This window comes from Aquimarina megaterium XH134 (assembly GCF_000520975.1).
GTDB classification, from domain to species: Bacteria; Bacteroidota; Bacteroidia; order Flavobacteriales; family Flavobacteriaceae; genus Aquimarina; species Aquimarina megaterium.
In genome coordinates, this window is sequence record NZ_JACB01000033.1 from 1 (window position 1) to 26,404 (window position 26,404).

A 26,404-nucleotide genomic window follows, 5' to 3' on the forward strand; every position below is an offset into this window, starting at 1 on the left:
GATTCCCAGAACTCATTTACTTCGATATAATTTCTTCTAATACCAGGCCTTAGCTTTTCGATAAGACAGATTGCTTTTTCTTCATTACGAATATAAAGATCGTTTAGGCAAAATTTTAATGCAAAGGTAGCTCCACTATAATTAAAATATATATCATCATAATTCATTGTAGTCAATGCTGCTATAAAATTGGCTTCATTTTCTTTGGCAAACCCTAATTGATGCGCTTCTTCATGACAACTAGTAGTTGGTGCCTTGTAATTGAGTATTAGTCCATTTACTTGCGCTTCATTGGTAATAGGGTTTAAATACCCGCTAAACCCCATATAGGTGAGAGGAAGACTTAATATAGACGTTTTAATGCTTTTAGGGTGATATTGTAATACAGGAAATATTTGATGTAACTGATCGTATGCAGGAATAGTTTTTTGAAATATTTCTTCTTTAGAATAGGGGATGTGTATTGGTAGAGAATCGTTAGATTCTAGTTGCAGGTGCAAAGAATTGGCTTGAATTATTAATTTTTCTGAAACGGTAATTAGTTCTTCTTCAGTATATTCGTCATCTAATTCTAATATCTCATGTAAGGGTAATCTATAATAATTCATTCCCCAAAGAATATGAAAACAAGCATACACAATAGATAAAGTAGCACCAATATCTAATACTACTTCTTTCCACAACAAACGCTTCTTAAATACTTTTTTAAATAAAAAGCGTATTAGCATAATAATCAAAACACAATATAAAATATCACCGAAAGAAAATGGAATCCATCCAAATACATATCGCAAAGCTTTAGAGATATATACAAACAAGCCGTTACTATAAAATCGTTCTATAACTTCGGGGAAAAAAGAAAGAATTTGAATCAGAATGATTTGAACGGGAAGTAATATGGTGAGATAAAGTTTTGTCTTAGATTGCATGGGATAAAGATATTTACAATTCTCAATTTAGAATGAAGAATTAAGAGTTTTTTAGTATCTATTCGTTAGACTCTAGAAACTTTGAGACTTTGATAGCGCTACGCTTTGATACTAGATTTAAATTTTAGAATTTTGCTACATATCTATAATATAAAGCTGTCAATATTTAAACATCAATTATGAATTCAGAAATAAGAAGCCTTGAGCCTAAAGTGATATGGAATAAATTTGCAGATCTTAATGCAGTTCCCAGACCTTCAAAAAAAGAAGAACGCGTTATTGCGTTTATGAAAAATTTTGGAGAATCCTTAGGGCTAACTACCGAGATAGACAAGGTTGGTAATGTTCTAATCAGAAAACCAGCTACTTCGGGAATGGAAGATCGCAAAGTGGTGGTGATGCAGTCGCATCTGGATATGGTACATCAAAAAAATGCAGATACCGACTTTGATTTTGATACTCAAGGCATAGAAATGTATATTGATGAAGATTGGGTTAGAGCCAAAGGAACAACTCTTGGTGCTGATAATGGATTAGGAGTAGCTACTATTATGGCAGTTCTAGAATCTACAGATATAGCACATCCTGCTATCGAAGCATTATTTACCATTGATGAAGAAACAGGGATGACAGGTGCTATGGGATTAGAAGGAGGATGGTTACAAGGAGATATATTATTAAACCTGGATACTGAGGAAGATGATGAAATAGGAGTTGGTTGTGCCGGCGGAATTGATGTTACAGCAAAAAGAAATTACAAAGAAGAACCAGTTGCAGAGGGTAAAGTAGGATATACAATTGCTATTACTGGACTTAAGGGCGGCCATTCTGGGATGGATATTCATAAAGGATTAGGGAATGCTAATAAAATAATGAATAGACTATTGTTTGATGGTTTTGAGAATTTTGGTTTACAAATCAGCGAAGTAAAGGGAGGAAGCCTACGCAACGCAATCCCAAGAGAGAGCTTTGCAATAGTTGTAGTAGATACGGTACAGGCAAAAGCTTTTGAATTCGAAATAGGTGAGTTGTCAAAAACAATTCAGAATGAACTTTCTATCGCTGATCCTGATCTTACCATAGAAATTAATACTACAGATTTACCAGCGCAGGTAATGGAGTTAGGTGTTCAGGAAGGGGTAATAAAGGCATTATATGCTGCACATAATGGAGTGTATGCTATGAGCGCCTCAATCCCTGATTTGGTAGAAACTTCTAATAATATTGCTAAAATAACAATAGGAGAAGGAGACATCACTATCGAATGTTTAACCCGTAGTAGTGTAGAATCTTCTAAACTAGATCTTGCAAACAAGTTAAGAGCTACTTTTGAGTTAATAGGATGTGAAGTAATTACTAGTGGTGATTATCCCGGTTGGGCCCCTAATATGAATTCTCCAATTTTAAAAGTAATGGACGAATTGTATCAAAACCTGAATGGGGAAAAAGCACATGTAGCTGCCTGTCATGCAGGATTAGAATGTGGTATCCTGGGACAGAATTATCCAGATATGGATATGATATCATTTGGCCCAACAATATTAGGAGCACATTCACCAGATGAAAGAACAAGCATATCATCGGTACAGAAATATTGGAAATTCGTAAAAGAAATCTTAAAAGAAGTACCTGAAAAATAAGAATAAGGTATCAGTTTATACTCAAACATTGCAGATATATATGATACTTGCTGTAGTGAGATATAAACACTATCAGACTTTTACCTTGTTGAAATATTGATAAGTAATACTTCTATCCTTATTTTTGGAGTATAATCATATGAATATAAAAATGGAATTAAAAAAACTGGTAAAAGAATGGTTTGAGATATGGGAGAAAGGAGATTTTCTGAATTTACCTATCTCAGAGAATTTTAAGCATACGAGCCCTTATGGAACAATACAAGGAAAAAAAGAATACCTACGCTTAATTGAAGCGAACAAAGACAAGTTTTTAGGTCATCATTTTGAAATTCATGATGAGATTTATCATAATAATCGGGCTTGTGTTCGATATACAGCAACTCATGAAGATTCGGTATTAAGTGTAAGTGAATGGTATTTTTATAAAGAAGGTCAAATAGAAGAAATTATAGCTTATTATAATATAGAAGAAGAAAGGATAAAAATAGATTGATTATCATTCCTTTTTATGTTTAATAAATTATATAATTATGATAAATCATCTTGTAATAATGAAGGCAAAAAACATATTTGCGATTTTGTTCATACTAGTTTTGTCAGGTTGTGATAGCTCGTCAGGAGATAAAAAAATAACTATAATTAACTCAGGTACAACAAAAATGGCAGTTGTTGACGATGTGAATGGTAATAGGAAAGAATACTCTTATGATAGTAATTATGAGATTGAAAAAAAAGAAACCGAAATTAGTATTAAAAATAAGTCGGATTATTCAGAAAAATTTATTGAAGGACTCAAAAAATTAGGAGAGGAGAAAATTACACTTTCAGATAATCTGTTGATTTTAAATGATAGAGATACTATTTATTTTCCCGAAACTCCAAAAATAAATCGTCGAATAACATTAACAGGTAAAAAAGATAATCTTGCTATTGCGGTTACAGTTAAACGATTTAATTATACTACAATAGATTATAAAATTGAGATAACAGAATTCGGTAAATCAAATCATACCCAAAAAGGAAAAGCCGATATAGCTTCAGGTTTCTATTTAGGTGACGAATCTGATGAAAGCGAGAAAACCGGAGTTAGTTATTTTGTAACAGAATTTTCTGATCTGAGAGAAAGTGATTGTTATACGTATATTCGACTTGGATATGAAAAAGAAACAGGTCCTTATTTACTTGGGAAAATAATAAAGAATTGTAATGGTAAACTATCAGATATAGATCTTGATAATTTTCCAGCATTACTAGAAAAATAGAGTATATAAAAATGATAACAACCTGTTATAGGTATCTCTAAAGACAAGAAAATCATAATGCACTAGACGAAAAGATATTATGAAAAAAAATAAAAAAATAAGTAGTGGCGTAAAAGTGGGACTTATAGCTATTACTATTAATATTATTACTGTTGCGGTCTATATCTACCAAACAAATCTAATGCAAAAACAGCAACATGCTTCAGTATGGCCTTATTTGGAATGGAGAATTATTTATAACCAGAATGATGGAGTAGTGTTAAAAGTTCGTAACAATGGTGTTGGTCCTGCAATAATTAACAAAGCAGCTATAAAACTGGATAATAAATCTGTTCCAGTGTTAGATTCCTTATTTTCTAAACTTCTTGGAACAACTCAATTTCCGCATCTAACATCAGAAGTTCAAAATCGAGTCTTACCCGCAGGAGAATCAATCAACATGATAAAAGTTGTTGACCCAAAATGGGCAGAACTTCTTTATGCGAAAGTGAACGAAAGTAATTTTGAAATGAAAATATGCTACGAATCCATTTACAAGGATCAATGGGTATGTAATGGAACTACAGTTAAAGAATCTAGATGTAATTAAAATCTTTTAATAAAGGCTCTTATTTTTAACTTTAAAACATATAATATCAAAAGTTCATTTTATTAGAAAATGAAACGAAAAATAAAAACTCCTAGATAGAGAAGAAAATAAAAAACACAATCAAAATATTTTGTCATATGAAAGATACAGACCCACCAATTGTAGTAGAAGAAACTTATATGACGACCCTAGAAAATGTTTGGAAAGCCATAACAGAATTAGACCAAATGAAAAAATGGTTTTTTGAACAAATTAAATCGTTCGAAGCAAAAGAAGGATTTGAAACACAATTTGTTGTCGAAGTCGAAAATCGAAAATTCACCCACCTCTGGAAGATAACAGAAGTAATACCAAATCAAAAGATAAAATATAGTTGGAGATATAAGGAATATAAAGGAGATTCATTTGTAACATTCGAATTGTTTGAAAACAAGAGTCATGCTAAACTTAGGTTGACCACCGAAATAATACACAGTTTTCCATCAAAAGTTCCAGAATTTACAAGAGAGAGTTGTGTAGGAGGTTGGGAATACTTTATCAAAAGTAGTTTAAAAGAATACTTGTTGTCGAAAAGATAGATGTATAATGAAACCCAATGCCCAGAGATGCCAAGTCACTACTTAGGTTTATCAATTCCTTAATGAATTATGGATAGCAAAGAAATTAAAATAAGGCAGCTTGTAGAATCAGATAAGTCACAATTGGCAAAACTTGCCAACAATAATAATATATCAAATAACTTAAGAGATTATTTTCCCAATCCTTATGATGAAGAGGATGCTAAATCCTTTATTATGATGACAATACAACAAGATCCTACAGTAAGCTTTGGAATAGAATTTAGAGGAGAATTTTGTGGAGTTATATCGCTGATACTACAAGATGATATGTATAGAAAATCGGCAGAAATTGGGTATTGGTTGGGAGAACCCTATTGGGGCAAGGGGATTACTACAAAGGCAGTAGACCAGATAACCAAGTATGGATTTGAAAAATTAAACCTGATCAGAATATACGCAGGAGTTATTGAATATAACACAGCTTCGATGAGTGTCCTCAAAAAAAGTGGATTTAAAAAAGAAGGAATATTCCAAAAGGCAATTATTAAGAATGGTAAAATTTGGAATGAACATAGATATTATATCTTAAATAAAAAGGTGTAGTAGAAATTATTGCAATACTCAATAGATAAAAAAGGTGATTTTAAATTTTGAAAAATGAAAATAACAGAGATTGAACTCAATAAAGAATACCTCATTACTAAACAAAGTAAGGATATAAGTTACTCTGATGTTTTTCAATTAAGAACAACATCGCTAAAAGAAGTGCCCAAACCAAAAGATTGTATGGTAGCATTCTTTAAAGCCTTCTCACCGTTTTTTATAAAACTATTGCTCTCGAGAGAAAAAATAGCCAAAAATTTGGGACTAAAAACAGCCACTAAACGTACTCAAGTAGAAAGAGAAGCATATTTGAACGAATTTGAGGGTAATATTGGGGATAGTATCGCATTATTTGATGTGCTAGACAAGAATGATATAGAATTATTAACAGGACAGACAGATAAACATCTAGATTTTAAACTATCTTTTATTAGTTATGAAGAAGGGGATGACAAGATAATGGAACTAGCTACCACAGTAAAAATTCATAATACCTTAGGGAAAATATATTTCTTTTTAGTAAAACCGTTTCATCGATATTTTATGAAAAAGATATTTATGAAAATGGAAAAAGAAGTAATGCTTATAGAAAAAAGAAAACGCGATAACACAGTAAAGTGACCTTTTTTTACTTTAAAAATTTTATCATGATCAAGGTATTGAACTAAAAATACATCAATTTTAAGGATCACAATTCTAAAAATGTAATATTCTGTAAACCTTTACTATATCTAGTCTGGGCGTTATTTTGATTTTATTTTTGTAACTATCAGACAATCAATATAGTAAAAAACCTTTGGTTAATTGATTTCTGTTAGATATATTTGCAGTGTACTAGATAACTAATACACTAACCATGATTCAAATTAAAGACTTACGGTTCTATTATCCAAAAAGCAAAATAATCCTTGATAATATCACTTTAGATTTTGCTCCGGGAAACATTTATGGACTTTTTGGTAAGAATGGTGAAGGAAAGAGTACATTAATGAAGATAATGACCGGATTGTTATTTCCAAAAGCAGGTTATTATAGGGTTTTGGGTAAAGATATTTCAGGAAGAAATGTAAAATGTCTTCAGGAGATTTTTATGGTACCAGAAGATTTTGAGTTACCGAGGCTTAAGATTTCTACCTATGAACAAGTAAATTCTCCTTTTTATCCCAAGTTTTCCCGAGATCAATTTTATAAACTAATAGAAGAGTTTAAGCTTTCTGCCGATGAAAATATATCAACTCTTTCTTTTGGTAATAAAAAGAAAGTACTTATTGCCTTTGGAATAGCAACAAATACGAAACTCTTACTTATGGATGAACCTACAAATGGGTTAGATATTCCATCAAAAAGTCAGTTTAGAAAGATTATGGCTCTGGCAGTCGATGAAGGAAAATGTATTATTATTTCTACTCATCAGGTTAGGGATTTGCATAGTTTGATAAATCATGTAGTGATACTGGATCAATCCAAAGTAGCATTTAATCAGCCGCTTTCTAATATTTCTGAATATTTATGGTTTGGAAAACCTATGCGGGATGAAAAGGAGTCTATTATTTATTCTGAAACCTCTTTTGGAGGAAAAGCTATGCTTTTTAGACAAGATAGAGATGAGACAGAAGTAGATCTCGAATTATTATTTAATGCTGTTTTAAGCGAATCTAATAAAATTAATAATGCCTTAAATACATTTCATGATGGAACAATTTAATGTTAAGAGAATAGGCAGTTTTATATATAGAGATGTCATACTTCTTAAGGGAGCAATAATTACTACTTTATCTGTTGTAAGTGCTATTTTTTTTATTGTCTTTTTGTTTAGTTTACGAGGGGATCATCAGATTACGAGTGGTGAGTTTATGAGCATATTCGGTAAGTTTTACGTAGCGTTAGGAGTACTATTTATTTTCTCGGTTTTTAAAGAAGCACATAACCAAAAATCGAATCATTTGTATTTTTCATTACCGGTTTCATCTTATGAAAGAATTGCAGCGGCCTGGCTTAGTACTTTTGTGATATATACTCTTGTGTTTTCAATTCTTGGTTTTTTAGTAGGACAAATAACAATTATACTAGGTAGTATGTTTTCTGAGACAAATTTCCATTTGTTGCCAATATTTTCAGAAAGCTACTGGCAGTTGGTTAAGGTGTATTTTGTTATACAGCCGGTATTTCTCTATGGCGCTATTGCATTTAATAAAAATAGAGTGGGGAAAACATTGCTTGTTGTTGTGTTATTTGTTATTGGGTTGATATTACTGAATATGATGCTTTTCGGGATGCTCAATTACGATTATGATGTGTTTTCTGGAGAAAGACTGGCTTCAGACGCATTTGATAAAACCGGGCAAGATTTCTCTGGAATAGGAAAAGGATTTTTTATGGGCATTTTTGCCCCATTAATGCTATTGGCAAGTTATTTTAAGATAGTAGAAAAGGAAGTTTAAGAATGGATTTTGATAACAGCAAACCTATTTATTTACAAATCGTAGATGTTTTCTACGAGAATATACTTGTAAAAAAATGGCAGGAGGGCGAAAGAATACCTTCTGTAAGAGAGATTGCTGTCATGGTAGAGGTAAACCCTAACACCGCGATAAGAGCTTTTACCTATTTGCAAGAACAAGAAGTAATCTATAATAAAAGAGGGATAGGGTATTTTGTTTCAGAAAATGGGTATAACAAGGTCCTCGATATTAAAAGAAAAGAATTTATGGAAGATCTTCTTCCTGATATATTTAAAAAAATGAGATTACTGGATATAAAATTTGAAGAAGTAAAAGACTCATTTAACCAATATCTAAATAATATAGATCATGAAAACAAGTAATTGGATTGTAATAGGTGCGTTAGGAGCTGTTATTCTTTTTTTTCTGGCTTTTCAGTTTTCTATGCATGATAAAGTTAGGGAAGGAGAGTTACGAGAAAATGCAATTCAATATACAGGGAATATGATATCCGAAACAAGAAATGTTTCTGCATTTAACAAGATATCAGTTACTCATGGTATTGAAGTCTTTTTTAAACAAGATAGCGTAGCAGAAGTAAAAGTAGAGGCCTCAGAAAATTTGATGACCTATATCAAAACCGAAGTGAAGCATAATAAATTAATCATCGAAAAAACAAAGAGGGAAGAAAAAGGGGATACCGTGAGAATATTTGTTTCTAATCACCAGTTGGATTCACTACAAGTAGCCTCAGAATCATACTTTGAAACAAAAGGCACAGTTTCTGGAAAAGATTTAGTGCTAAAATTTACAGATGACAGTAATGGGAATCTCGAATTGTCATATGAGTCGGTTAAATGCTCTGCCACACCTGGGTCTAATGTGAAATTAAAAGGAAATACAAATCAAATCGATTTCTCTAACTAATCAATAGAGAAGAAAATTAAATTACCATCAATCAAAAAACGAACAATTATGAATTTAATCAAAAACGAAGATTACCAGGTACAAAATAGGACCGCAAGAATAGCAGGACTAATTTATTTATGTGTTGTACTAACTGGAATCTTTAATCTAGTGTATGTCCCCTCAAAACTTATAGTATGGGATGATGCCTCGATTACATTTAACAATATAGCTACATCAGAAATGTTATTTCGAATGGGGATTTTAAGCGGATTGATTAGCTATGTATGTTATATAATGTTACCAATAGTTTTATACAAATTACTTAAACTGGTACATAAAAACTATGCAATATTAATGGTAGTATTTGCTATTATTAGTGTTCCTATTTCTTATCTCAATATACAAAACAAAGTCGATGTTCTTTCATTAATTGGTAATGCAGAATATCTTAAAGTGTATACCGCAGAACAGTTACAAGCACAGGTAATGTTGCTTTTGGAGTCTTACCATAATGGAATTCTTATTGTTGAGGTATTTTGGGGACTTTGGCTTTTTCCTTTTGGATATCTGGTTTTTAAATCAGGCTTTCTTCCTAAAGCGTTGGGTATTTTGTTAATGATTGGTTGTTTTAGCTATTTGATAACTGTATGTGCAGGACTACTTTTTCCTCATTACAAAATTCCTTCTTTCGTGATGATTCCTGCCAATATAGGAGAAATAGGTTCTTGTCTGTGGCTATTAATCATGGGCGCAAAAAAAAAATCAACATACATAACTAATAGTTAGAATACATATATCTGGACAAAATGTTTAAAACCTAAGCATTTTAAGTTAAAAAAATCATCATCATCAATCAAAAAACGAACATTATGAATTCAATCAAAAAAACTGGTCAAATCATTGGAATATTATTTTTAGTACTATTTGTAACTGGCGCTATAGGTAACCACCTAAGAGGATTATCAACTTCTCTTATAGAGTCTCAAAATTTCTTAAACGAGGTTTTTGAAAATTCAATACAAATGAAAATAGCTATGCTTTTAGATTTGGTTGCAAATGCAATAGGAGTTGGGATAGCAATTGTATTGTTTCCGATTCTAAAACAATACAATAAAAGTATTGGGTATTGGTATTTTGGCTTATGGATTACTGGATTTATACTTACAATTGTAAGTAATATTTCTCATTTATCTCTAGTATCATTAAGTCAGGAATTTATAAAAGTAGGAGCGCCAGATGTAGGCTATTTTGAGACTTTAGGGATTTTAAAGGTAGAAGAATATTATTGGGCTCATTTTTTGATTCTAATTATTTTTAGTTCAGGAGCGTTATTGTTTTACTATACTCTGTTTAAAACAAGACTAATTCCTCGATTCTTATCTGTTTGGAGTTTTCTGGCAGTTTCAATAGTTTTTGTAGTATCATGGTTACAGATTTTTGACTATAGTGTGAATTTTATTTTTTATGGTCAAAATGGTATACATCTGCTATTTTTTTCATGCTGGTTAACGATCAAAGGATTTAATTCATCTACAACGTTTTCTAAATCTGTATAATCAGGATATATAAATCGAAGACAATATCGGGCAATTGTAAAGACAGTTGCTTATAGTATCATCAATCATCATCATTAATCAAAAAACGGACAATTATGAAATCAAAACATGATATCACAGACACGTTAGAAAACGATTCTGTGAGCACTAAAAAGGTACCAAAGTTCTATTTGTATGCGATGCGCGCTATTTACCTCCTTACCTTTTTAAGTTTAGGATATAATACGTGGTCAGAAATTATAAACCCCAGTGAAGTTTGGGGGCCTTATGATGGAGTAACCTATAGTTTTTGGGCTGCATATGCTACTTTGATGGGTTTAGGAATACGATATCCTTTAAAAATGTTGCCTTTACTATTACTACAATTATTTTATAAGTCGGTATGGGCGGTAGGTATTGCATATCCTTTATGGTCTTCTGGCCAATTAGATTCGACTTCAGAAGGATTTCTCAGACCGTTTCTTATGGCAATTCCTATTGACCTTATTGTTATTCCCTGGGGATATGTGTTTAAAAACTACATAAAGGAACTTTTCAAATTTAGATAGCCTATACACTTTTTTTAATATACCTCTACATGTGTTAGTTTCTAACTTCTTTTTATTAGAAGTTAGAAGCTTGATGCTTATCATCAACCATCATCAATCAAAAAACGAATACAATGAAATCAGAAAATAGTAGTGCAAATATTGCACAACCTAAAGCCGTGAGAGCAGATAAAGCTTTAAGTGCCACAGTGGCATTTTGGTTCCTAATAGCTGTTATTGGTCAATGGATATTTGTGTATTATGTAACTTTCTTTTATGGTAGTGCTGCAGTAAAAGGAGATTTTGAAAAATGGAATGAAGTTCTTCCTCATGGATATATTCCTGGTGAAACCATGGGGAATTTAGCCGTTGCCTTGCATATTGTATTAGCGATCATTATTATAGTAGGTGGCCCACTTCAATTTATTCCTCAGATTCGTATCCATGCCCGCACTTTTCATCGATGGAATGGACGTATATATATCTTCACTGCACTATTGATTGGTGTTGATGGGCTTTATATGATTTGGACTCGTGGTAATATAGGCGGGCTTGTTGGTCAGGTAAGTGTTAGTATTAATGCTTTTTTGATTATGTTTTTTGCTATTATGTCCTGGCGAACAGCAGTTGCTCGTGATTTTGATAAACACAGGCGATGGGCACTTAGATTGTTTTTGGCGTCTAATGGCGTTTGGTTTTTTCGTATTGGATTAATGTTTTGGCTTTTTGTTAATGGTGGCCCAGTTGGTTTTGATCCAGAGACATTTCGGGGACCATTTCTTGTATTTCTGGGTTTTGGTCAATTTCTAGTGCCGTTAGCTATTCTTGAACTCTACCTGAGGGTGCAGGATCGAAGTGGTACTTCGGGTAAAATAGCGATGACAACTCTTCTTTTTTTTCTAACTATTATGACTGGTATTGGAATTTTTGCTGCCACCATGGGGATGTGGCTTCCTCGAATTTAAAGTACACCTGTAATCACTAATCAATATTTAGAAATGAAGAATCAGAACATGATAATAGATAATCAAGAAGTCAACAAAAAAACCGAACTGGAAAAAGTATGTGATAAACTCTATGAAGTTGAGAAGACTAAAAACTATAAAGAGTTCTATGCTTTTATAAAAACAACAAGATTACCTTTTATTCCTTGTTATGAGAAAAATACAGAAACAGTTTATCAAGAATGTTTCAGAATTTTGCATAAAATTGGCGAAATATCAATTCCTGTGTCTGTAGCGTTATCTATGCATTATTACATTCTGGCATCATTATCGTCTTTCCCTTTTTCAAAGAAAAGTATACAATACTGGAAAAGAGAAGTTCTGCTTAAAAAGATAGAAAAAGAACAAATATTGATTGCCAATACTGGGTCGGTACGCACTTTTAAAGAGGCTTCTGGTAACAAAGGTATAGTGGCACAAAAAGAAAGGGACTTTTATATAATAAATGGTCAGGCGCCATACATGTCATTATCTGGTGTGGCAGATTATTTAGTATTCACAGCAACATTAACCAAAAACACTAAAGCAGTATTTTTTCTACCAGCAAATGATAATAAAATCGAATTCGAGGATGCTGCATTTGGAGATACTATGAAAGGATCGTTTACAAAATCAGTTGTTTTCAAAAATTTAATAGTGAGTGGTGCCAATGTTATTAAACTAGATAACACAGATGAAGAGAGGTGTGAACTTTTAGTTTATCAGAGATCGTGGTTTCAGGCATTGGTACCAGGTTCTTATCTTGGAGCTGCATTTTGTGTGATTTTGCACTTAAAAGCTTTTAGTCAAAAAAAAATCAAGAATGATAAAAAATTATGCGAGTCAGATAATTTTATTGATAATCTTGGAGAGTTAATGATAAAATATAAAACAGGATATATGCTATGTGAGAATGCAGGAACAACAATAGCAAATTTTGAAAAAGGAAATAGGACATCATTAGAAAAAATATTTGAAACATCTGTAGCAGCAAAGTATTTCTCGACACATTTTTCTGAAGAAATTGTTAATGAAGCACGATATATAATGGGGTCAAAATTTTTATCCCCCAATTCTTTAACTAATAAAATTTATAAAGAAATAGTATATGGAGTTTTACAGCCCATGACCGATATAGACATAAAAGAACATTTTGGCAAGTCATTAATGAAGTAATAAAGATTGTAATTTCTTATAATATTTGAAGCACCATAAAAAAAACACATGATAATGTGCAACCTTTTTTTACATAGACTGTCTAATCTTGATATTGGACTATATGAAACAAAAAGGGGCAATAGATAGAGACTTGATTAAAAAGGTGTTAGATGGTAATTCTAGTGCTTTTGAAGCTATTATTTCCAATACCAAAGGATTGGTTATCCAGATCATTTATAAAATGGTTAGGAACCATGAGGACAGAAAAGATCTGGCACAAGAAGTATATTTAAAAGTTTATGATAAGTTAGACGGGTTTAAATTTAATTCTAAGTTATCTACCTGGATTGCAACCATAACATATAATACTTGCTTAAATTATCTGAAAAAGAAAAAAATACCAATTCTGGATATAGACAAAAATGAGGAAAAAGAACTTTGGGAAAAGATAAGCATTAATACGTTCTGTTATTCTGATAATCAAACAGAAGCATACATTTTTAAAAAAGAACGTTCTCAAATATTGACCTTAGCAATAGAGAAACTACCTCCTTTATACAAAACCCTGATTACGCTTTATCATAATAAAGAATTAAGTTATTCAGAAATTACAGATATTACAGGTTTACCAGAAGGAACCGTAAAGAATTATTTGTATAGAGCTAGAAAAAAACTAAAAGAAAACCTATCACTTAATTATAAAAAAGAAGAGCTATGAAAATACAACACCTGTGTGATAAAGATATTCAGGAATATATTTTTGATACATCAAATTGCAGTAGTGATATTATTGAACATATTAACTCATGTGAAGTATGTAAAAAGGTTTCAGAAAGTTATTTGTTATTGTCGGGAGAACTTAAATCTCAACCAGAACCCGTGTTAGATTTTAATTTAACAAAATTAGTCTTAGACCGGTTAACTTTACCTAAAAAAGAGCCAATCTATAATTATTTGCTCTCTTTTATAATCATAATGAGTATAGGAATTACTTTTTTCACCATTTATATTTTTAGAGATGTATTCAGTAATATATTTAGTGCCAATATTACGATCTTAAACTATTTTATCGTTAGTATAACGATCCTTATTTCATTGTTTCTTGGCTTTGATATGTACAGATCTTACTATAAAAAAATAAATATGTTGAAGTATTAACAAAAGGATTGCAACATTTAGGAAAGGTCGTTGTCTAATCCCATATAAACATAAAAAAGATACAGATTATGAACTCAATATTTATTACTCCAACACAATATATAGATCCAGATTTTATTAAAATGGGTGTCTTTATTTTTATCATTGTTTTGGTTATGCTCTTTGTGTTGTTAATTATTAGAAAAATACTAGAACATAAACTAAAAAATAAAATCATAGATAAAGGAATATCTGAAAATATTGTCTCTTCAATTCTACAAAGAAAATCAGATAATCATCATATCAATATTAAATGGTTTGCCATTTTAATGAGTGTAGGAATTGGACTATTCATTGTTAATTATACACTGCCTTTAGGAATACATTCTTTTGCTATCATGGCGATCAGCATTTCGATTAGCTTTTTACTCTACTTCTGGTATTTAAAGCGATTTGATAAGTAATACTTTTTAAAAACTAAAATCAAAAAACGACAAGTTTATATGCAGCCCTCAAAAAGGGGGCTTGGATAAATACGTCCTAATATTAACCATAGAAAAAATTAATACAATTATGAAAAAAGCATTTTTAACCTTAATCAGTCTCATTATATTATCTGGAGGAACAACTTCATGTGCACAAAAAACAGAGAAAGATGAATTTATCATTAAAAAAATAGATAATTACTTAAATGAAAATATTTCAAATGGGTTTTCGGGAGCAGTTTTGGTAGCAAAACAAGGAAAAGTTATTCTTAATAAAGGATATGGCTTAGCGAATAGAGAAGATGATATTTTGTATTCATCTAATACAGTTGCTACGATTGGGTCTACAACAAAACAATTTACAGCAACTGCTATATTAAAATTAGTAGAGTTTAATAAAATAAAGGTAACCGATCCTCTAAGTATGTTTTTTACTGACCTGCCAAATGATAAAAAAAACATCACTATTCATCAACTATTAACACATACTTCGGGGCTAATTGATGTAATTGGTAAGGGAGATTTTGATTATATCCCGAGAGAACAGTTTTTCAAGACATTATTTGAAACAGAATTAATTCAGAAACCCGGTTTAAAATACAGATATTCTAATGCTGGTTATAGTATACTGGCGCGAATTATCGAATTGGTTTCCGGACAGGAGTATGAGCATTTTTTAAATGAGTATTTGTTTAAACCCGCAGAGATGAAACAAACAGGGTATTTTATTCCTGATTGGGACAAAAAGATGATTGCAAGCGGTTATATGAAAAATGTTATACCTGTAGGAACGATGATTGAACGGTTTCATAAAGCAGGTAATAAAGTATCATGGACTCTAAAAGGAAATGGAGGAATACACTCTACTCCCGAAGATATGTATAAATGGTATTTGGCTCTAAAATCGAATACGATTTTATCAAAATCACTAACAAAAATATTAACTACACCGTATACTCCAGAGCAGGAAAGCAGATCAAGTCATTATGCTTATGGATGGGCAATTTTCAACTCAGATAGAAATACAAAAATTGTAAGCCATAACGGGGGAAATCATATATTTTTCCATGATTTTATATGGCTTCCAAAAGAAGATGTGGTAATAATATTTTTTACAAATGCTACCAGTAGAGAAGTAGAACTAGCATGGCCTATAGAAAAAATGATTTTTAATGCAGATTACCAGCCAAAACCAATTAAAAAGAACCTTAGTTTTTTTATACTTGACTTCATTAAGAAAAATAAAATAAACCAGTTGAATGTTTTAACAACAATGATTAAAAAAGAGTATAGCTCTGATCTAAGAAATGGAGATGCTCTTAATGATATGGGATATATGATATTAAGACAAGAGAAGAATCCTGATTGGGCAATAGAGTTATTTAGATTAAATGTTCAGCTATTTTCGGATAATGGTAATCTTTGGGACTCTCTTGGTGATGGATACAAGAAAAAAGGAGATAAAGAAGAAGCAATTAAGGCATATCAAAAAGCATATGAACTAGACCCTTCACTTGCTGCATCAATTAATTCATTAGCAGAGCTTGGTATTAAGGTTGAAGCGAAGGTGAAAAAAGAAGCTGTTGTTGATCATTCGATCTTAAAAAGTTATATCGGGAAATATGAGCTTAAACCAGGATTTGTACTAACAGTAATGTATAAAAATGGTAAGTTAATTGTTCAACCAACCGGTCGAGATGAGATATCAATGTTTGCAGAATCGAATGAGAAATTCTTTCTGGAAAAAATAAATGCTAATATTAGATTTAATAAAAATGATGATGGTAAAGTAGAAAGTTTAACTCTCATAGAGAGTGGAGAAGAAATGCTAGCGAACCGATTATAGAGTATACAAAACAAAAAACATCCCGAATTAATCGGGATGTTTTTTGTTTTAACTATCGCTGTACTATAGAACTATTTTTTTTCTTCTGCCTGACGACTTGGTATACTAGCTAATTCTACCTCGAAAATAAGATCGGTATTTGGCGGAATCCCTCGATTACCTCTTTCACCATAAGCAAGATGAGAAGGAATAAAAAGTATAGCTTTGGAACCAACATTTTTTAGTTGTAATATACCTTCTCTAAAACCAGCAATCATTTTTGCTTCTGCAGAATATGGCATTTGTGCAGGTGCATATCCTCTTGGATCTGCAGCTCTACGCTCATTAAAAATCCCAAGTTCTTTTGCCTTTTCTGCAATATTAGTATCAAAGACTCTTCCATCCGAGAAATATCCTGCATAATTTACACCTACAGTTTCTCCTGGCTTAGGTTGTTGTCCATCTCCTTGATTTGTATGTATAATTTCAAGACCGCTTTCTAATTTTGTTGCTGTACTTTTTAATTCATTAAACTTTGCAGCAATAGCTTCATTACGTTCCTTTTCTAATCGTTCTTTCTCAGCTTTTTCTTCTTCAAGAACTTTTAACTTACCTGTAAATGCAGTTTCGGTATTAAAAGCTTTGGCATCCGAACCTTTACGAATGATGTTTACTTCCATCATTTTTACTTCTGCTTCTGGCTTATCTCCAGGACCTGTTTTTGCAACACCAATACTATCAATAATGTCTTGTCCTAAAACAATTTCTCCAAAAACAGTATGTTTTCCATTTAACCATGGAGTTTCTTTTAGTGTAATAAAAAACTGACTACCATTGGTATTTGGGCCAGAATTAGCCATAGATAAGATTCCTTTTGATTTATGAGTAAGTGAATCTACAATCTCATCCGGAAATTTATACCCTGGATCTCCTGTACCGGTTCCTAATGGATCCCCAGTTTGGATCATAAAGTCTTTGATTACTCTGTGGAATATAATTCCGTTATAATATTTTTTTCCTTTGTAAGTACTATCGACCATGGTATTGGTGCCTTCTGCCAGCGAAACAAAGTTGGCAACCGTCATAGGCGTAAGATCATAGTGTAATTTTGCTACTGCTGTACCTTTGTTTGTAATGATTTCGGCATAAATACCTTCTTGTAGATCTGGATATTTTTCATTACAACTGTTAAACGCTAATGCAATAATAGCTAAGAATAATAAATTTAATTTTTTCATTTTTGTTGGTAATTAATTTTCTGTTGTTGATTCTTTTGTAATTGTGTTAAGTGTTACTTCTGCTATTAACGGAATATTTGTGCCAATCTTATTATCATCCCCATAATATCCATATGCTTGATAAGAAGGAAACAGAAATGTGACCATTTCACCTTGCTTCATAAGCTTTAATCCTTCTCTTAGACCTAAAAAAAGTTCTTCTTTATCAATGCGATATGTAATTGTATTTAATTCTTGCTGTGAATAAATTACTGTACCTCCTAAATCTTTTACATTATAATCGAAGGTTACCACATCTCCAAATTTTGGCGTGATAGTAGATACAGTGTCCTTTTTAGTATAGAAATACCAGAATCCTGTTTCTGAGGTTATATAAGTATGAGTAGAATCTTCATTAATAATTTTTTGAATTCTAGCTTCTTCTCTTGCTGCAAGTTCCTTATTGCGATTAATAGATTCATTTATAAAAGAACCAGATTTAATACTTACTGGTCTTCGGGCTTCAGGTGTTTTACAAGAAGAAAATAAAAAAAGAAGACAAAGCGTGTGAAGGGCTAATCTCATTGATTTAGGACTTTTTTATAAGTTGGTAAGATACTAATAAATTTTTCAACAGTATTAGATAATGAGAGATTACTTCTTCCACCGGCTGCATTATTATGCCCCCCTCCTTCAAAATGATTTCTTGAGAATTCGTTTACCGAGAAATCACCCTTAGAACGTAGGGAGATTTTAATAATTTCTTCTCCTTTATTCTCTATAAAAATAGCGGCAAATTTAATTCCTTTTATAGAAAGTCCGAAATTAACAAAACCTTCGGTGTCTCCTTTTTTGAAATTATGTTGATCCAGTTCTTTTTGAGATAAAGTAATATATGCTGTTTTATATTCTGGGAGCACTCTTAGATTATTTAGAGCAACACCTTTTAATTGAATTTTGGACAGTGTATTGGTGTCATAGATATTTTCGTGTATTCGTGTATTATCTGCCCCTCGATCAATTAAATCTGCTATTACTTTATGAGTAGTACTCGTTGTAGATCTATATCTAAAAGATCCAGTATCTGTCATTATTCCAACATAAATACAGGTAGCAACCTCTGAGGTGATTTTATCCAAGTCATCTAGTTTTTCTATAAAATGATATATCATCTGGCAGGTAGAACTCATACCAGGGTCACTATAAGTAAATTTTGCGTAATTGGCAGGTTGTTGATGATGATCAATCATAATGAAACTGGTTTCGGTTTTTGCCAAAACGTTTTCCATATCACCACTTCTAGAAAAGTGATTAAAATCTAAAGTGAAAATAAGATCTGCATTTTCAATTTTTGATAAAGCAATTTTGGTATCATTATCATACTTAAGAATCGTATTTTCACCAGGCATCCACTTTAAAAAAAGAGGGTAATCATTTGGTGTAATAACCGTAACATTATGCCCCAAAGAAATAAGATAGTGATATAATGCCAAACTAGAACCTATGGCATCGCCATCTGGATTTTTATGGGTTACAATTACAATGTTTTTTGAAGAAGAGAGAAGCCCTCTTACCTTGTTTATTTCAATAGTATTCATAGGTCAGCGAAGATACAATAAATAATATTTTAGTAATATTAGAACAATTAATTTTGTTGAGTCACTAAATTTGATAGCCATGAGATATATCGCCAGTTTTCTAATTATGTTTTTTTGTGTACTTCAATTATCATTTGCACAAGATAAGACATCATCATCTTCAGATTTTGTTATAGCTTTCGGAAGCTGTAATAAACAGAATAGTCCTCAGCCATTTTGGAATGAAATTTTAAAGAATACACCTGATTTATTTATCTGGGGAGGAGACAATATCTATGCGGATTCTGACGATATGTCGAAAATAAAAAGTGATTATGCACTGCAAAACAGTAATCCTGATTATCAAAAATTAAAAAAAGTAGCCCCTGTAATGGCTACGTGGGATGATCATGATTATGGTAAAAATGATGCTGGAGTAGAGTGGAGTAAAAAAGAAGAGAGCCAACAGTTATTTCTGGATTTTTTAGAAGTCTCAAAAGAAGATTCTCTACGAGATCAGGATGGAGTATATACATCAAGGGTTTTTGAAATTGAAAAAGGAAGTGTTAAAGTAATTGTTTTAGACACCCGATATTTTAGATCGGCTTTAAGAAAAAGTACAGAAGAAGGAAGACGCTATGAACCATATGAAAATAACGAAGGGACTGTATTGGGAGAAAAGCAATGGAAATGGTTCGAAAAAGAGCTGGTATCTAATTATTCTGATTTTATTCTTATCGTAAGTAGTATTCAATTTTTATCATCAGAACATGGTTTCGAAACTTGGGGAAATTTTCCGCATGAAGTAAAACGATTAAAAGATATGTTAATACGTAATGGAGTAAGAAATGCAATAATACTTAGTGGAGATCGACATATTTCTGAGTTTTCGATGACTAAGGTAAAAGGGCTTAAATACCCATTAATTGATTTTACATCTAGTGGTTTAACACATTCATATACACAATACAATGGGGAGTCTAATAAGTACAGAATTGGTCGAGTAATCTCAACTCCAAGTTTTGGCATACTGAAATTTGATCTTGATTCTTATACTGTAACTATGCAGATTAGAGGTGAAAATAATATCGTATTACAAGAGTTTAAACGACAATATCCTAAAAAATAGATCTATTAGGATACGAATAATTGATTTTTAATAATACTCATTTCATATAATAATTCTTGTTTTTGATGCTTTTATATATATTTTTGCACAAAATTTTAAAAATAGGGTTTTTATATACCTAAGTAATAATTTGAAATACTTCTAATTATAAGAGGTATTAGATAACAAAAACATACAATGGCAACAAACAGAACTTTTACAATGCTTAAACCGGATGCGGTAAGAAAAGGATACATTGGAGGAATTATTGAGCAAATTACTGCTTCAGGATTTAGAATTGTAGCAATGAAATTAACTCAGCTTACTACAGATGATGCTGCAGCATTTTATGCAGTTCATAAAGAGCGTCCTTTTTATGGGGAATTAGTAGAGTATATGACAAGTGGTCCGATTGTAGCTGCTATTTTAGAAAAGGAAAATGCTGTAGAAGATTTCAGAACCTTAATAGGTGCAACAAATCCAGAAGAGGCTGCAGAAGGAACTATTCGTAAAAAGTATGCTACTTCTATTAGTGAAAACGCTGTACACGGTAGTGATAGTGATGAAAATGCTGCTATTGAAGGAGCTTTTCATTTTGCTGGAAGAGAGCAATTCTAAAAAGATATATTTCTTATTACAAAAAAAGCTGTCTGTATATACAGACAGCTTTTTTTGTGTTTTATAGATTATACTTTTTCTTTTATTTTTTTAGGAATACCATCTTTATGAAGTAAAATTCCTACGGTTTTCATTCTAAAATATGCTTCAGACATATAAAGATATCCATGTTGAGCTCCTTTAATACCCCAGGAGTTTTTGATTTTATAATACGTTTTTCCTTTTTTATCAACGCCTTTACCAACTAAATGCATTAAGTGATCATCTGTGGTGTTGTAATTTTCGAATTCTTTTTGTCGAGATTCGGGAGTTACTTTTTCTTCTTCAATATATTCTTTAAATGCATCTTCACGTTCTTTCTTATGAGTTAGAATTGCTAAGCCACTTTTTTGAGAAAACCCTACTTCACTTACGTCTCCGTCCCACGCTACCGTATATCCTTCTTTTAAAGCATGATCAACGACTTGTTGTAACTCATCAAGCGAGATATTATGATATATTCCATTAGAGAAATTATCTGGGATTTCCAGAATAAAATCACTATTCATGGGATGATGGGTAAAAGAGGTTAGTGTGATGTAGTTATTTGCATCAATCCCAAGTTCCTTAGCGAACTCAATAGGAGTATAGGTTTTGTTATTATATGTAAAAGTATTCGGTCTTTTCCCAAGATAAATATCTAACATTGCTTCATAACTTTTCCACCAGTTTTTCGAAAGAATTTTGTGTTTTACAGCATTATCAACCATATTGGTTAATAATTTTATTAATTCGCTATGATCATGACGACCCGCACTACCTCCTGCAAAACCTGTATACATTTGATTAGGAATAATTCCGTGTTTTTGAATAGATTTTATAACATCATGTGCAAGTGCTCCTTCACTAAATTGGGCTTTACCTTGTCTTAGTATATAATTTCTGGCTTTATCGGTGTATGTATTTCTAACCTGAAATAATTCTGATAAATCGTGAACTCCGTGTCCTAGCCGAGCAATCTCTGACTCGATATAAGAGGTGGTAGAAAAACTCCAGCATGTACCCGTTTTTCCTTGACTAATAACAGGGTTACATTGAAGAGATATTTGATCTGTGATACTATAATCGGGATGTGTTTCTTGCGCATATCCTATAGATAAAAATAGAAACATGCAATTAATAAAAAAGAGTTTTTTCATTTTAGTTATATGATTTGTAGGCGATGAAGGTACAAGAAAATAGATAAAAAAGGAAAACTCAACTAAAAAAATGAAGTAGTTCTTTACCAAAAAATTCTAAAGCTAATATTAGGAGTAATCCCCAAGGATAGTATGTCTGAATTGATAAATTGGTTATTAAGAGAATTTGTTGTTCTAAACTCTCGGTTTAGTAAATTCTTTTTGTTGTATATATTTAGAACAGAGAGCCCAATACGATATTTTATATTAGGATTGTAACCTATTTTAAAATCATAAATAGCAGAGAAATCTAGCCTGTGATATTCTGGAAGATTATTACTGTTAATCTCATCAAATTCTAAGATTACGATTTCACCACTTTCATCTACTCCAGATACATTAGTATAGGCTTTACCCGTATGCCAAATCCAGCTCAGAGAAAATTGAAAATTATTAAGCTTATAAAATTGAGACCATTTTACGGTATGTTCAATATTCCAATTACCAGGAAACGATTCGTTGTTATTAATACTTTCAAATGTATTACGGGTATTGATATAAGAATAACTAACCCAGGTTTTATAATTTTTAAATCTTTTTTTTAGAAAAAGATCGATACCAAAAATTCTACTTTCTCCTACATGATGGATATTGTCTATAGGGTTAATAAAACCAGAGGTTAATGTAGTAATATCTTCGATTTGTTTATAGTAACCATCAATATCCAGGTACCATTTATTTTTTCTAAAACTGCTTCCTAATGTAAATTGATAACTACTAATCACAGGAAATTGCTCATCATTAGCTAATGTCCAGACTTGATTTTCAAGAGATAAGTCACTCACAACAGATTCTTGAATCTGGCTGGTTGATTGACTTCTGTATTCTAGACTAGTATTGATTTCCCAATTTTTGGTAATATATTTTTGAGCAAATACTCGAGGTTCGATATACGTTTTGTCGAGCTCTGCATAAAAATTGAAACGTAAGCCAGCCGAAACATAAAAGTTTTTTGGATTATCGAATGTGTATTCTGCATATGCTGCATGTGTGTTTAAAAAACGATCATCTTCATCCAGAATTAACTCATAACTCGGAGTTGCAGTAACAAAGGCATATCTAATCGTATTGTTGGATAATTGATAACCACCAGAAATGTTTTGATATTTTGATAGTTTATAATTTAATCCAAGTTCTGCCCCATAATCTCCCACAGTGTTTTTTTTACTTTCGATTTCGGTGATTGCTCCAAGATTTCTGGTAATGAATTGATAATTTAAAAGGTATTTGGTGTAATACCCACTTACTTTGGTATTAAAAGTATTACTGTAGGTATGACTCCATTTAAAATTATATCCTTCATTCTCTGTTGTAAGATCATCATTAAAGGATTCGATAGCATCACTTCTTCTAAAATCTAGGTCATTTTTACTATAAATTGTGTTAATTTCAATTTTATCACTATCTGAAGGCTGTAGAATTAAATTTGCATTATAATCTATATAGAAAAAATCATTGCTCTCATTATTAAGGGCAACAGTCTCGGCAATTTTAGTATTCTGAAAAACACGATCAGAGAGTTGTTTATAGGTAAATGTTTCTAAAACATCGGTATATGATCTTCTTCCTGATACTTGAAGTGATACTTTGTCTCGTATGATAGGAATATGGGCTACCATATCTGCATTGATCATATTAAAACCAGCTCCACCAGAAAAACGTTCTGCAATTTGGTTTTCGGATTTAATATCGATTACACCTGCAATTCGATCCCCATATTTGGCACTGACTCCACTTTTAGAAAAATTAACTTCTTTAGCAACATATGGATTAAATGCAGATAGCATACCAAATAAATGCCCTTGGTGGTACGTTTTTATACCATTCCACAGTACCAGATTTTGATTGGGAGCGCTTCCTCTTACAAATAATCCAGAAGCAGTCTCAAATGGGTTGTTAACACCTGGTGTAAGTTGTATGGTTTGTAATATATCTGGTTCTGTACGCCCAGGAAGAATTTCTACATTATTTAAATCAACATGAATTACTTCTTTGTTTTGGGTAATGCCTTTAGCTAAATATTCCTGAATAAAAACCTCGTCCAAAATTTCTTCATGTGCATTGGTAAGATATATTTTAATACACTCATCGGTTAAAAACGATTTTGAATTCAAAATCCTTTGGCGAAATCCCGGAGCACTAATCAAAATAACCGAGTTGTATGGTACCAGATTACTTTCAAAATAACCCTTGTTATCAGTAGTCACATTAGTGCGATTGGCTTTAAAAAAGATTCCTATATCTTTAAGTGGTTTTTGTTCTTCGTCTAAAATATATCCACAAACAGAAATAGTGTCTCTTTTATTTAAGACACTAATGGTAACAAAGTTTTCTCCAGTGATTTTAAACTTTAGTTTCGTTTGTTGTTGTAGTTTTTTTATTAAATCTTCTAGAGAGAGTTGAGGATTTAGCGTTATAGAAATATTTTTATCCTTTATAAAAGTATCAATATAAGAAAACTTAAGGCTATAAAATGCTTCAATTATAGGGATTACTTCGGGGAGTGGTTTATTATTGATAGTAACGACTTTTGCTTCTTCTTGAGAAGAAACAGATATGCTACATAAGAAAATACATACACATAGAAGTCTTATCATTCTACTATTTTTCTAATACCACAGTCTTGCTATCTTTCGATACGCTATACTTCATGCCTAAGGTACTAAAAACTGTTCTAAGAGCAACTTCCTTATTGTTATTAGGGAAAGTTCCTGTATATATAGTTTCGAGATTTATCTCTGTTGTCTTAATTTTTAAATCATATTGTTCTTCAAGCTCCTTAAATACGTATTTGATAGGTATACTTCTAAATGAGCTTGTATTACTTAGCCAAGAAGGCTCTTTAATATCAAAAATCCAGCTTTCTGGATCGGTGTTTTCAAGATTTCTATATCCTTTTCCTGCTGTTAGAATTTTTTTGTTTTCCTTATTGGTAACACTAACTCTACCTTCATAACAAGTAACTTCAAAAAAAGAATTTTGAGATTGCACATTAAATTGGGTTCCTAATACAGAAACTGCTCCGTTTTTGGTAGTAACAGTGAATTTACTTCCTTTTTTTACTTTAAAAAAGGCTTCTCCTTCTAAGGTTACCATTCTGTTTTCTTTCCAGTTTTCTTTATCAAAACTCGCTAAAGATTTAGCGTTAAGGATCATTTCTGATCCATCTGGTAATGTTACAGATAATTGTTCTCCAAAATTAGTGCTGAACGACTCATTGGGATTAAATAAAAAGATTCCCAGAATAATTGCAATCGAAGCGGCAGCCGCAATATAAGGCCATAATTTTATAACCGAATTAGATTTTTCTTTTGCTGTATAACTCGATTTTGATTTTAAAGCAGAAAGTTCTTTTTCTACATCATAATCTTTTAGATTCAAAGCATCAGCGCCAGCCATTATTTTTACATAATACTCATACTCAGGATGGGATTTAAACTCAAGAAGTTCCTCTTCAGAAAGCTCTCCGCTAATCCACCTGGATAAGAATATATCATCTTTTTTATCGTCTAACATAACTTCGGCATATAATATGTGAACGTTTTATTTTTAAATTACCCTACCTCCTTGTATTAAAAAGTTTTTTAGGTTAGTAGGTTTCCTTTAAATATTTCCTATTTTTCCTCTTAGTGTTAATAATGCTTTATGCATCAATTTTTCTATAGCTTTTACAGAAACATTCGATAGCTCTGCAATTTCTTTATATGTCTTTTTATCTATTCGGCTTAACAAGAACACTTCTCTTTGGCGTTCTGGTAAATCGGCAATTGCATTTTTTAATTTTTCCATATACTCTTTCTCAAGAGCAATAAATTCTGGCGATTCGTGGTTGATATCTGTTTTACGTTGTGTAATATAATCTCTGTATTTGAACTTTACTTTTTGATGTCGTGTAATGCTAATACCAAGATTGGTTGCAATAGTATAAACATAACTTTTGGCCTTATCTATCGATACTTTAGAACAATTATTCCAGAGTTTAATAAATGCATCCTGAACAATATCTTCTGCCTGTTCCAGATCTCCAAATTTGTAATAAATATAATTCCTCAAAAGCTTA

The 26,404-nt window shown here is 31.6% G+C and carries 30 protein-coding genes; 22 read left to right on the top strand and 8 right to left on the bottom strand.

What is annotated here, in order from left to right; all coding sequences use genetic code 11:
• Positions 1 to 929, bottom strand: a 929-nt coding sequence (locus tag Z053_RS0117310) for a DUF3810 domain-containing protein (protein ID WP_025666249.1), incomplete at its 3' end; no start/stop codon positions are given.
• A 179-nt stretch (positions 930 to 1,108) separates the two neighbouring features.
• On the opposite strand from Z053_RS0117310, the gene Z053_RS0117315 reads away from it, so the two are divergent.
• The 20 genes from Z053_RS0117315 to Z053_RS28835 all read left to right on the top strand — a co-directional run bounded on the left by Z053_RS0117315 (position 1,109) and on the right by Z053_RS28835 (position 16,628).
• The gene (locus Z053_RS0117315; protein ID WP_025666250.1) at positions 1,109 to 2,569 is read left to right on the top strand and encodes an aminoacyl-histidine dipeptidase; all 1,461 of its coding nucleotides are present in this window, start codon (positions 1,109 to 1,111) and stop codon (positions 2,567 to 2,569) included.
• A 151-nt stretch (positions 2,570 to 2,720) separates the two neighbouring features.
• Complete coding sequence (locus tag Z053_RS0117320) at positions 2,721 to 3,065, top strand: nuclear transport factor 2 family protein (RefSeq protein WP_025666251.1); 345 nt, start codon at positions 2,721 to 2,723, stop codon at positions 3,063 to 3,065.
• A 166-nt stretch (positions 3,066 to 3,231) separates the two neighbouring features.
• Positions 3,232 to 3,834 carry a hypothetical protein gene (locus Z053_RS0117325; protein ID WP_160170117.1) on the top strand — a complete coding sequence of 201 codons (603 nt, stop codon included), beginning with the start codon at positions 3,232 to 3,234 and terminating at the stop codon, positions 3,832 to 3,834.
• Positions 3,835 to 4,015: 181 nt separating this feature from the next.
• Complete coding sequence (locus Z053_RS0117330; protein WP_152538330.1) at positions 4,016 to 4,423, top strand: hypothetical protein; 408 nt, start codon at positions 4,016 to 4,018, stop codon at positions 4,421 to 4,423.
• A gap of 137 nt (positions 4,424 to 4,560) precedes the next feature.
• Positions 4,561 to 5,001, top strand: coding sequence for an SRPBCC family protein (locus Z053_RS0117335; RefSeq protein WP_025666254.1), 441 nt, complete (start codon positions 4,561 to 4,563; stop codon positions 4,999 to 5,001).
• A 69-nt stretch (positions 5,002 to 5,070) separates the two neighbouring features.
• Entirely contained in the window at positions 5,071 to 5,586 is a 516-nt protein-coding gene (locus tag Z053_RS0117340; protein WP_025666255.1) for a GNAT family N-acetyltransferase, read from the top strand.
• 54 nt (positions 5,587 to 5,640) lie between these two features.
• Positions 5,641 to 6,207 carry a DUF2867 domain-containing protein gene (locus tag Z053_RS28830; RefSeq protein ID WP_025666256.1) on the top strand — a complete coding sequence of 189 codons (567 nt, stop codon included), beginning with the start codon at positions 5,641 to 5,643 and terminating at the stop codon, positions 6,205 to 6,207.
• A gap of 235 nt (positions 6,208 to 6,442) precedes the next feature.
• Positions 6,443 to 7,291, top strand: a complete 849-nt coding sequence (locus tag Z053_RS0117350) for an ABC transporter ATP-binding protein (protein WP_025666257.1) — start codon at positions 6,443 to 6,445, stop codon at positions 7,289 to 7,291.
• Complete coding sequence (locus Z053_RS0117355; RefSeq protein WP_152538331.1) at positions 7,275 to 8,027, top strand: hypothetical protein; 753 nt, start codon at positions 7,275 to 7,277, stop codon at positions 8,025 to 8,027. Before Z053_RS0117350 ends, Z053_RS0117355 begins: the two co-directional genes overlap by 17 nt.
• Positions 8,028 to 8,029: 2 nt before the next feature.
• The gene (locus tag Z053_RS0117360) at positions 8,030 to 8,410 is read left to right on the top strand and encodes a GntR family transcriptional regulator (protein ID WP_025666259.1); all 381 of its coding nucleotides are present in this window, start codon (positions 8,030 to 8,032) and stop codon (positions 8,408 to 8,410) included.
• Entirely contained in the window at positions 8,397 to 8,954 is a 558-nt protein-coding gene (locus tag Z053_RS0117365; protein WP_025666260.1) for a GIN domain-containing protein, read from the top strand. Before Z053_RS0117360 ends, Z053_RS0117365 begins: the two co-directional genes overlap by 14 nt.
• Positions 8,955 to 9,002: 48 nt before the next feature.
• Positions 9,003 to 9,722, top strand: coding sequence for a DUF4386 domain-containing protein (locus Z053_RS0117370; RefSeq protein ID WP_025666261.1), 720 nt, complete (start codon positions 9,003 to 9,005; stop codon positions 9,720 to 9,722).
• 83 nt (positions 9,723 to 9,805) lie between these two features.
• Complete coding sequence (locus Z053_RS0117375) at positions 9,806 to 10,492, top strand: DUF4386 domain-containing protein (RefSeq protein ID WP_025666262.1); 687 nt, start codon at positions 9,806 to 9,808, stop codon at positions 10,490 to 10,492.
• 95 nt (positions 10,493 to 10,587) lie between these two features.
• A complete protein-coding gene (locus tag Z053_RS0117380; protein WP_025666263.1) occupies positions 10,588 to 11,040 on the top strand; it encodes a hypothetical protein in 453 nt (150 codons plus the stop codon).
• A gap of 113 nt (positions 11,041 to 11,153) precedes the next feature.
• Positions 11,154 to 11,984 carry a DUF2306 domain-containing protein gene (locus Z053_RS0117385; RefSeq protein ID WP_025666264.1) on the top strand — a complete coding sequence of 277 codons (831 nt, stop codon included), beginning with the start codon at positions 11,154 to 11,156 and terminating at the stop codon, positions 11,982 to 11,984.
• A 33-nt stretch (positions 11,985 to 12,017) separates the two neighbouring features.
• Positions 12,018 to 13,178: an acyl-CoA dehydrogenase family protein gene (locus tag Z053_RS0117390; RefSeq protein WP_152538332.1), complete on the top strand. Its 1,161-nt coding sequence runs from the start codon at positions 12,018 to 12,020 to the stop codon at positions 13,176 to 13,178.
• Positions 13,179 to 13,281: 103 nt separating this feature from the next.
• Positions 13,282 to 13,878, top strand: a complete 597-nt coding sequence (locus Z053_RS0117395) for an RNA polymerase sigma factor (RefSeq protein WP_035096364.1) — start codon at positions 13,282 to 13,284, stop codon at positions 13,876 to 13,878.
• Complete coding sequence (locus Z053_RS0117400) at positions 13,875 to 14,318, top strand: hypothetical protein (protein WP_025666267.1); 444 nt, start codon at positions 13,875 to 13,877, stop codon at positions 14,316 to 14,318. Before Z053_RS0117395 ends, Z053_RS0117400 begins: the two co-directional genes overlap by 4 nt.
• Before the next feature lie 68 nt (positions 14,319 to 14,386).
• On the top strand, positions 14,387 to 14,761 hold the full coding sequence (locus Z053_RS0117405; RefSeq protein WP_025666268.1) for a hypothetical protein: 375 nt from the start codon (positions 14,387 to 14,389) through the stop codon (positions 14,759 to 14,761).
• Between the two features lie 109 nt (positions 14,762 to 14,870).
• On the top strand, positions 14,871 to 16,628 hold the full coding sequence (locus Z053_RS28835; RefSeq protein ID WP_025666269.1) for a serine hydrolase: 1,758 nt from the start codon (positions 14,871 to 14,873) through the stop codon (positions 16,626 to 16,628).
• A 71-nt stretch (positions 16,629 to 16,699) separates the two neighbouring features.
• Here the strand turns inward: Z053_RS28835 and Z053_RS0117415 are convergent, their stop codons facing one another.
• The 3 genes from Z053_RS0117415 to Z053_RS0117425 are packed head-to-tail and all read right to left on the bottom strand — an operon-like array spanning position 16,700 to position 19,422.
• Complete coding sequence (locus Z053_RS0117415) at positions 16,700 to 17,845, bottom strand: peptidylprolyl isomerase (protein ID WP_025666270.1); 1,146 nt, start codon at positions 17,843 to 17,845, stop codon at positions 16,700 to 16,702.
• 12 nt (positions 17,846 to 17,857) lie between these two features.
• Positions 17,858 to 18,409 carry a gliding motility-associated peptidyl-prolyl isomerase GldI gene (gene gldI / locus Z053_RS0117420; RefSeq protein WP_025666271.1) on the bottom strand — a complete coding sequence of 184 codons (552 nt, stop codon included), beginning with the start codon at positions 18,407 to 18,409 and terminating at the stop codon, positions 17,858 to 17,860.
• Positions 18,406 to 19,422, bottom strand: a complete 1,017-nt coding sequence (locus Z053_RS0117425; protein ID WP_025666272.1) for a DHH family phosphoesterase — start codon at positions 19,420 to 19,422, stop codon at positions 18,406 to 18,408. Before Z053_RS0117425 ends, gldI begins: the two co-directional genes overlap by 4 nt.
• Positions 19,423 to 19,501: 79 nt before the next feature.
• Between Z053_RS0117425 and Z053_RS0117430 the strand changes: the two genes are divergently transcribed.
• Together Z053_RS0117430 and Z053_RS0117435 are read left to right on the top strand one after the other, a co-directional pair.
• On the top strand, positions 19,502 to 20,530 hold the full coding sequence (locus Z053_RS0117430) for an alkaline phosphatase D family protein (protein ID WP_025666273.1): 1,029 nt from the start codon (positions 19,502 to 19,504) through the stop codon (positions 20,528 to 20,530).
• 177 nt (positions 20,531 to 20,707) lie between these two features.
• Complete coding sequence (locus Z053_RS0117435; protein WP_025666274.1) at positions 20,708 to 21,127, top strand: nucleoside-diphosphate kinase; 420 nt, start codon at positions 20,708 to 20,710, stop codon at positions 21,125 to 21,127.
• A gap of 68 nt (positions 21,128 to 21,195) precedes the next feature.
• On the opposite strand, the gene Z053_RS0117440 is transcribed toward Z053_RS0117435, so the two are convergent.
• The 4 genes from Z053_RS0117440 to Z053_RS0117455 all read right to left on the bottom strand — a co-directional run bounded on the left by Z053_RS0117440 (position 21,196) and on the right by Z053_RS0117455 (position 26,397).
• Positions 21,196 to 22,305 (bottom strand): C1 family peptidase, encoded by a 1,110-nt coding sequence (locus Z053_RS0117440; protein ID WP_025666275.1) that lies wholly within the window; start codon positions 22,303 to 22,305, stop codon positions 21,196 to 21,198.
• Positions 22,306 to 22,388: 83 nt separating this feature from the next.
• Positions 22,389 to 24,941, bottom strand: a complete 2,553-nt coding sequence (locus tag Z053_RS0117445; RefSeq protein ID WP_025666276.1) for a TonB-dependent receptor domain-containing protein — start codon at positions 24,939 to 24,941, stop codon at positions 22,389 to 22,391.
• Positions 24,942 to 24,945: 4 nt separating this feature from the next.
• A complete protein-coding gene (locus Z053_RS0117450) occupies positions 24,946 to 25,860 on the bottom strand; it encodes a FecR family protein (protein WP_025666277.1) in 915 nt (304 codons plus the stop codon).
• Positions 25,861 to 25,947: 87 nt separating this feature from the next.
• Positions 25,948 to 26,397, bottom strand: a complete 450-nt coding sequence (locus Z053_RS0117455; RefSeq protein ID WP_370540752.1) for an RNA polymerase sigma factor — start codon at positions 26,395 to 26,397, stop codon at positions 25,948 to 25,950.
• Positions 26,398 to 26,404 lie beyond the last annotated feature (7 nt).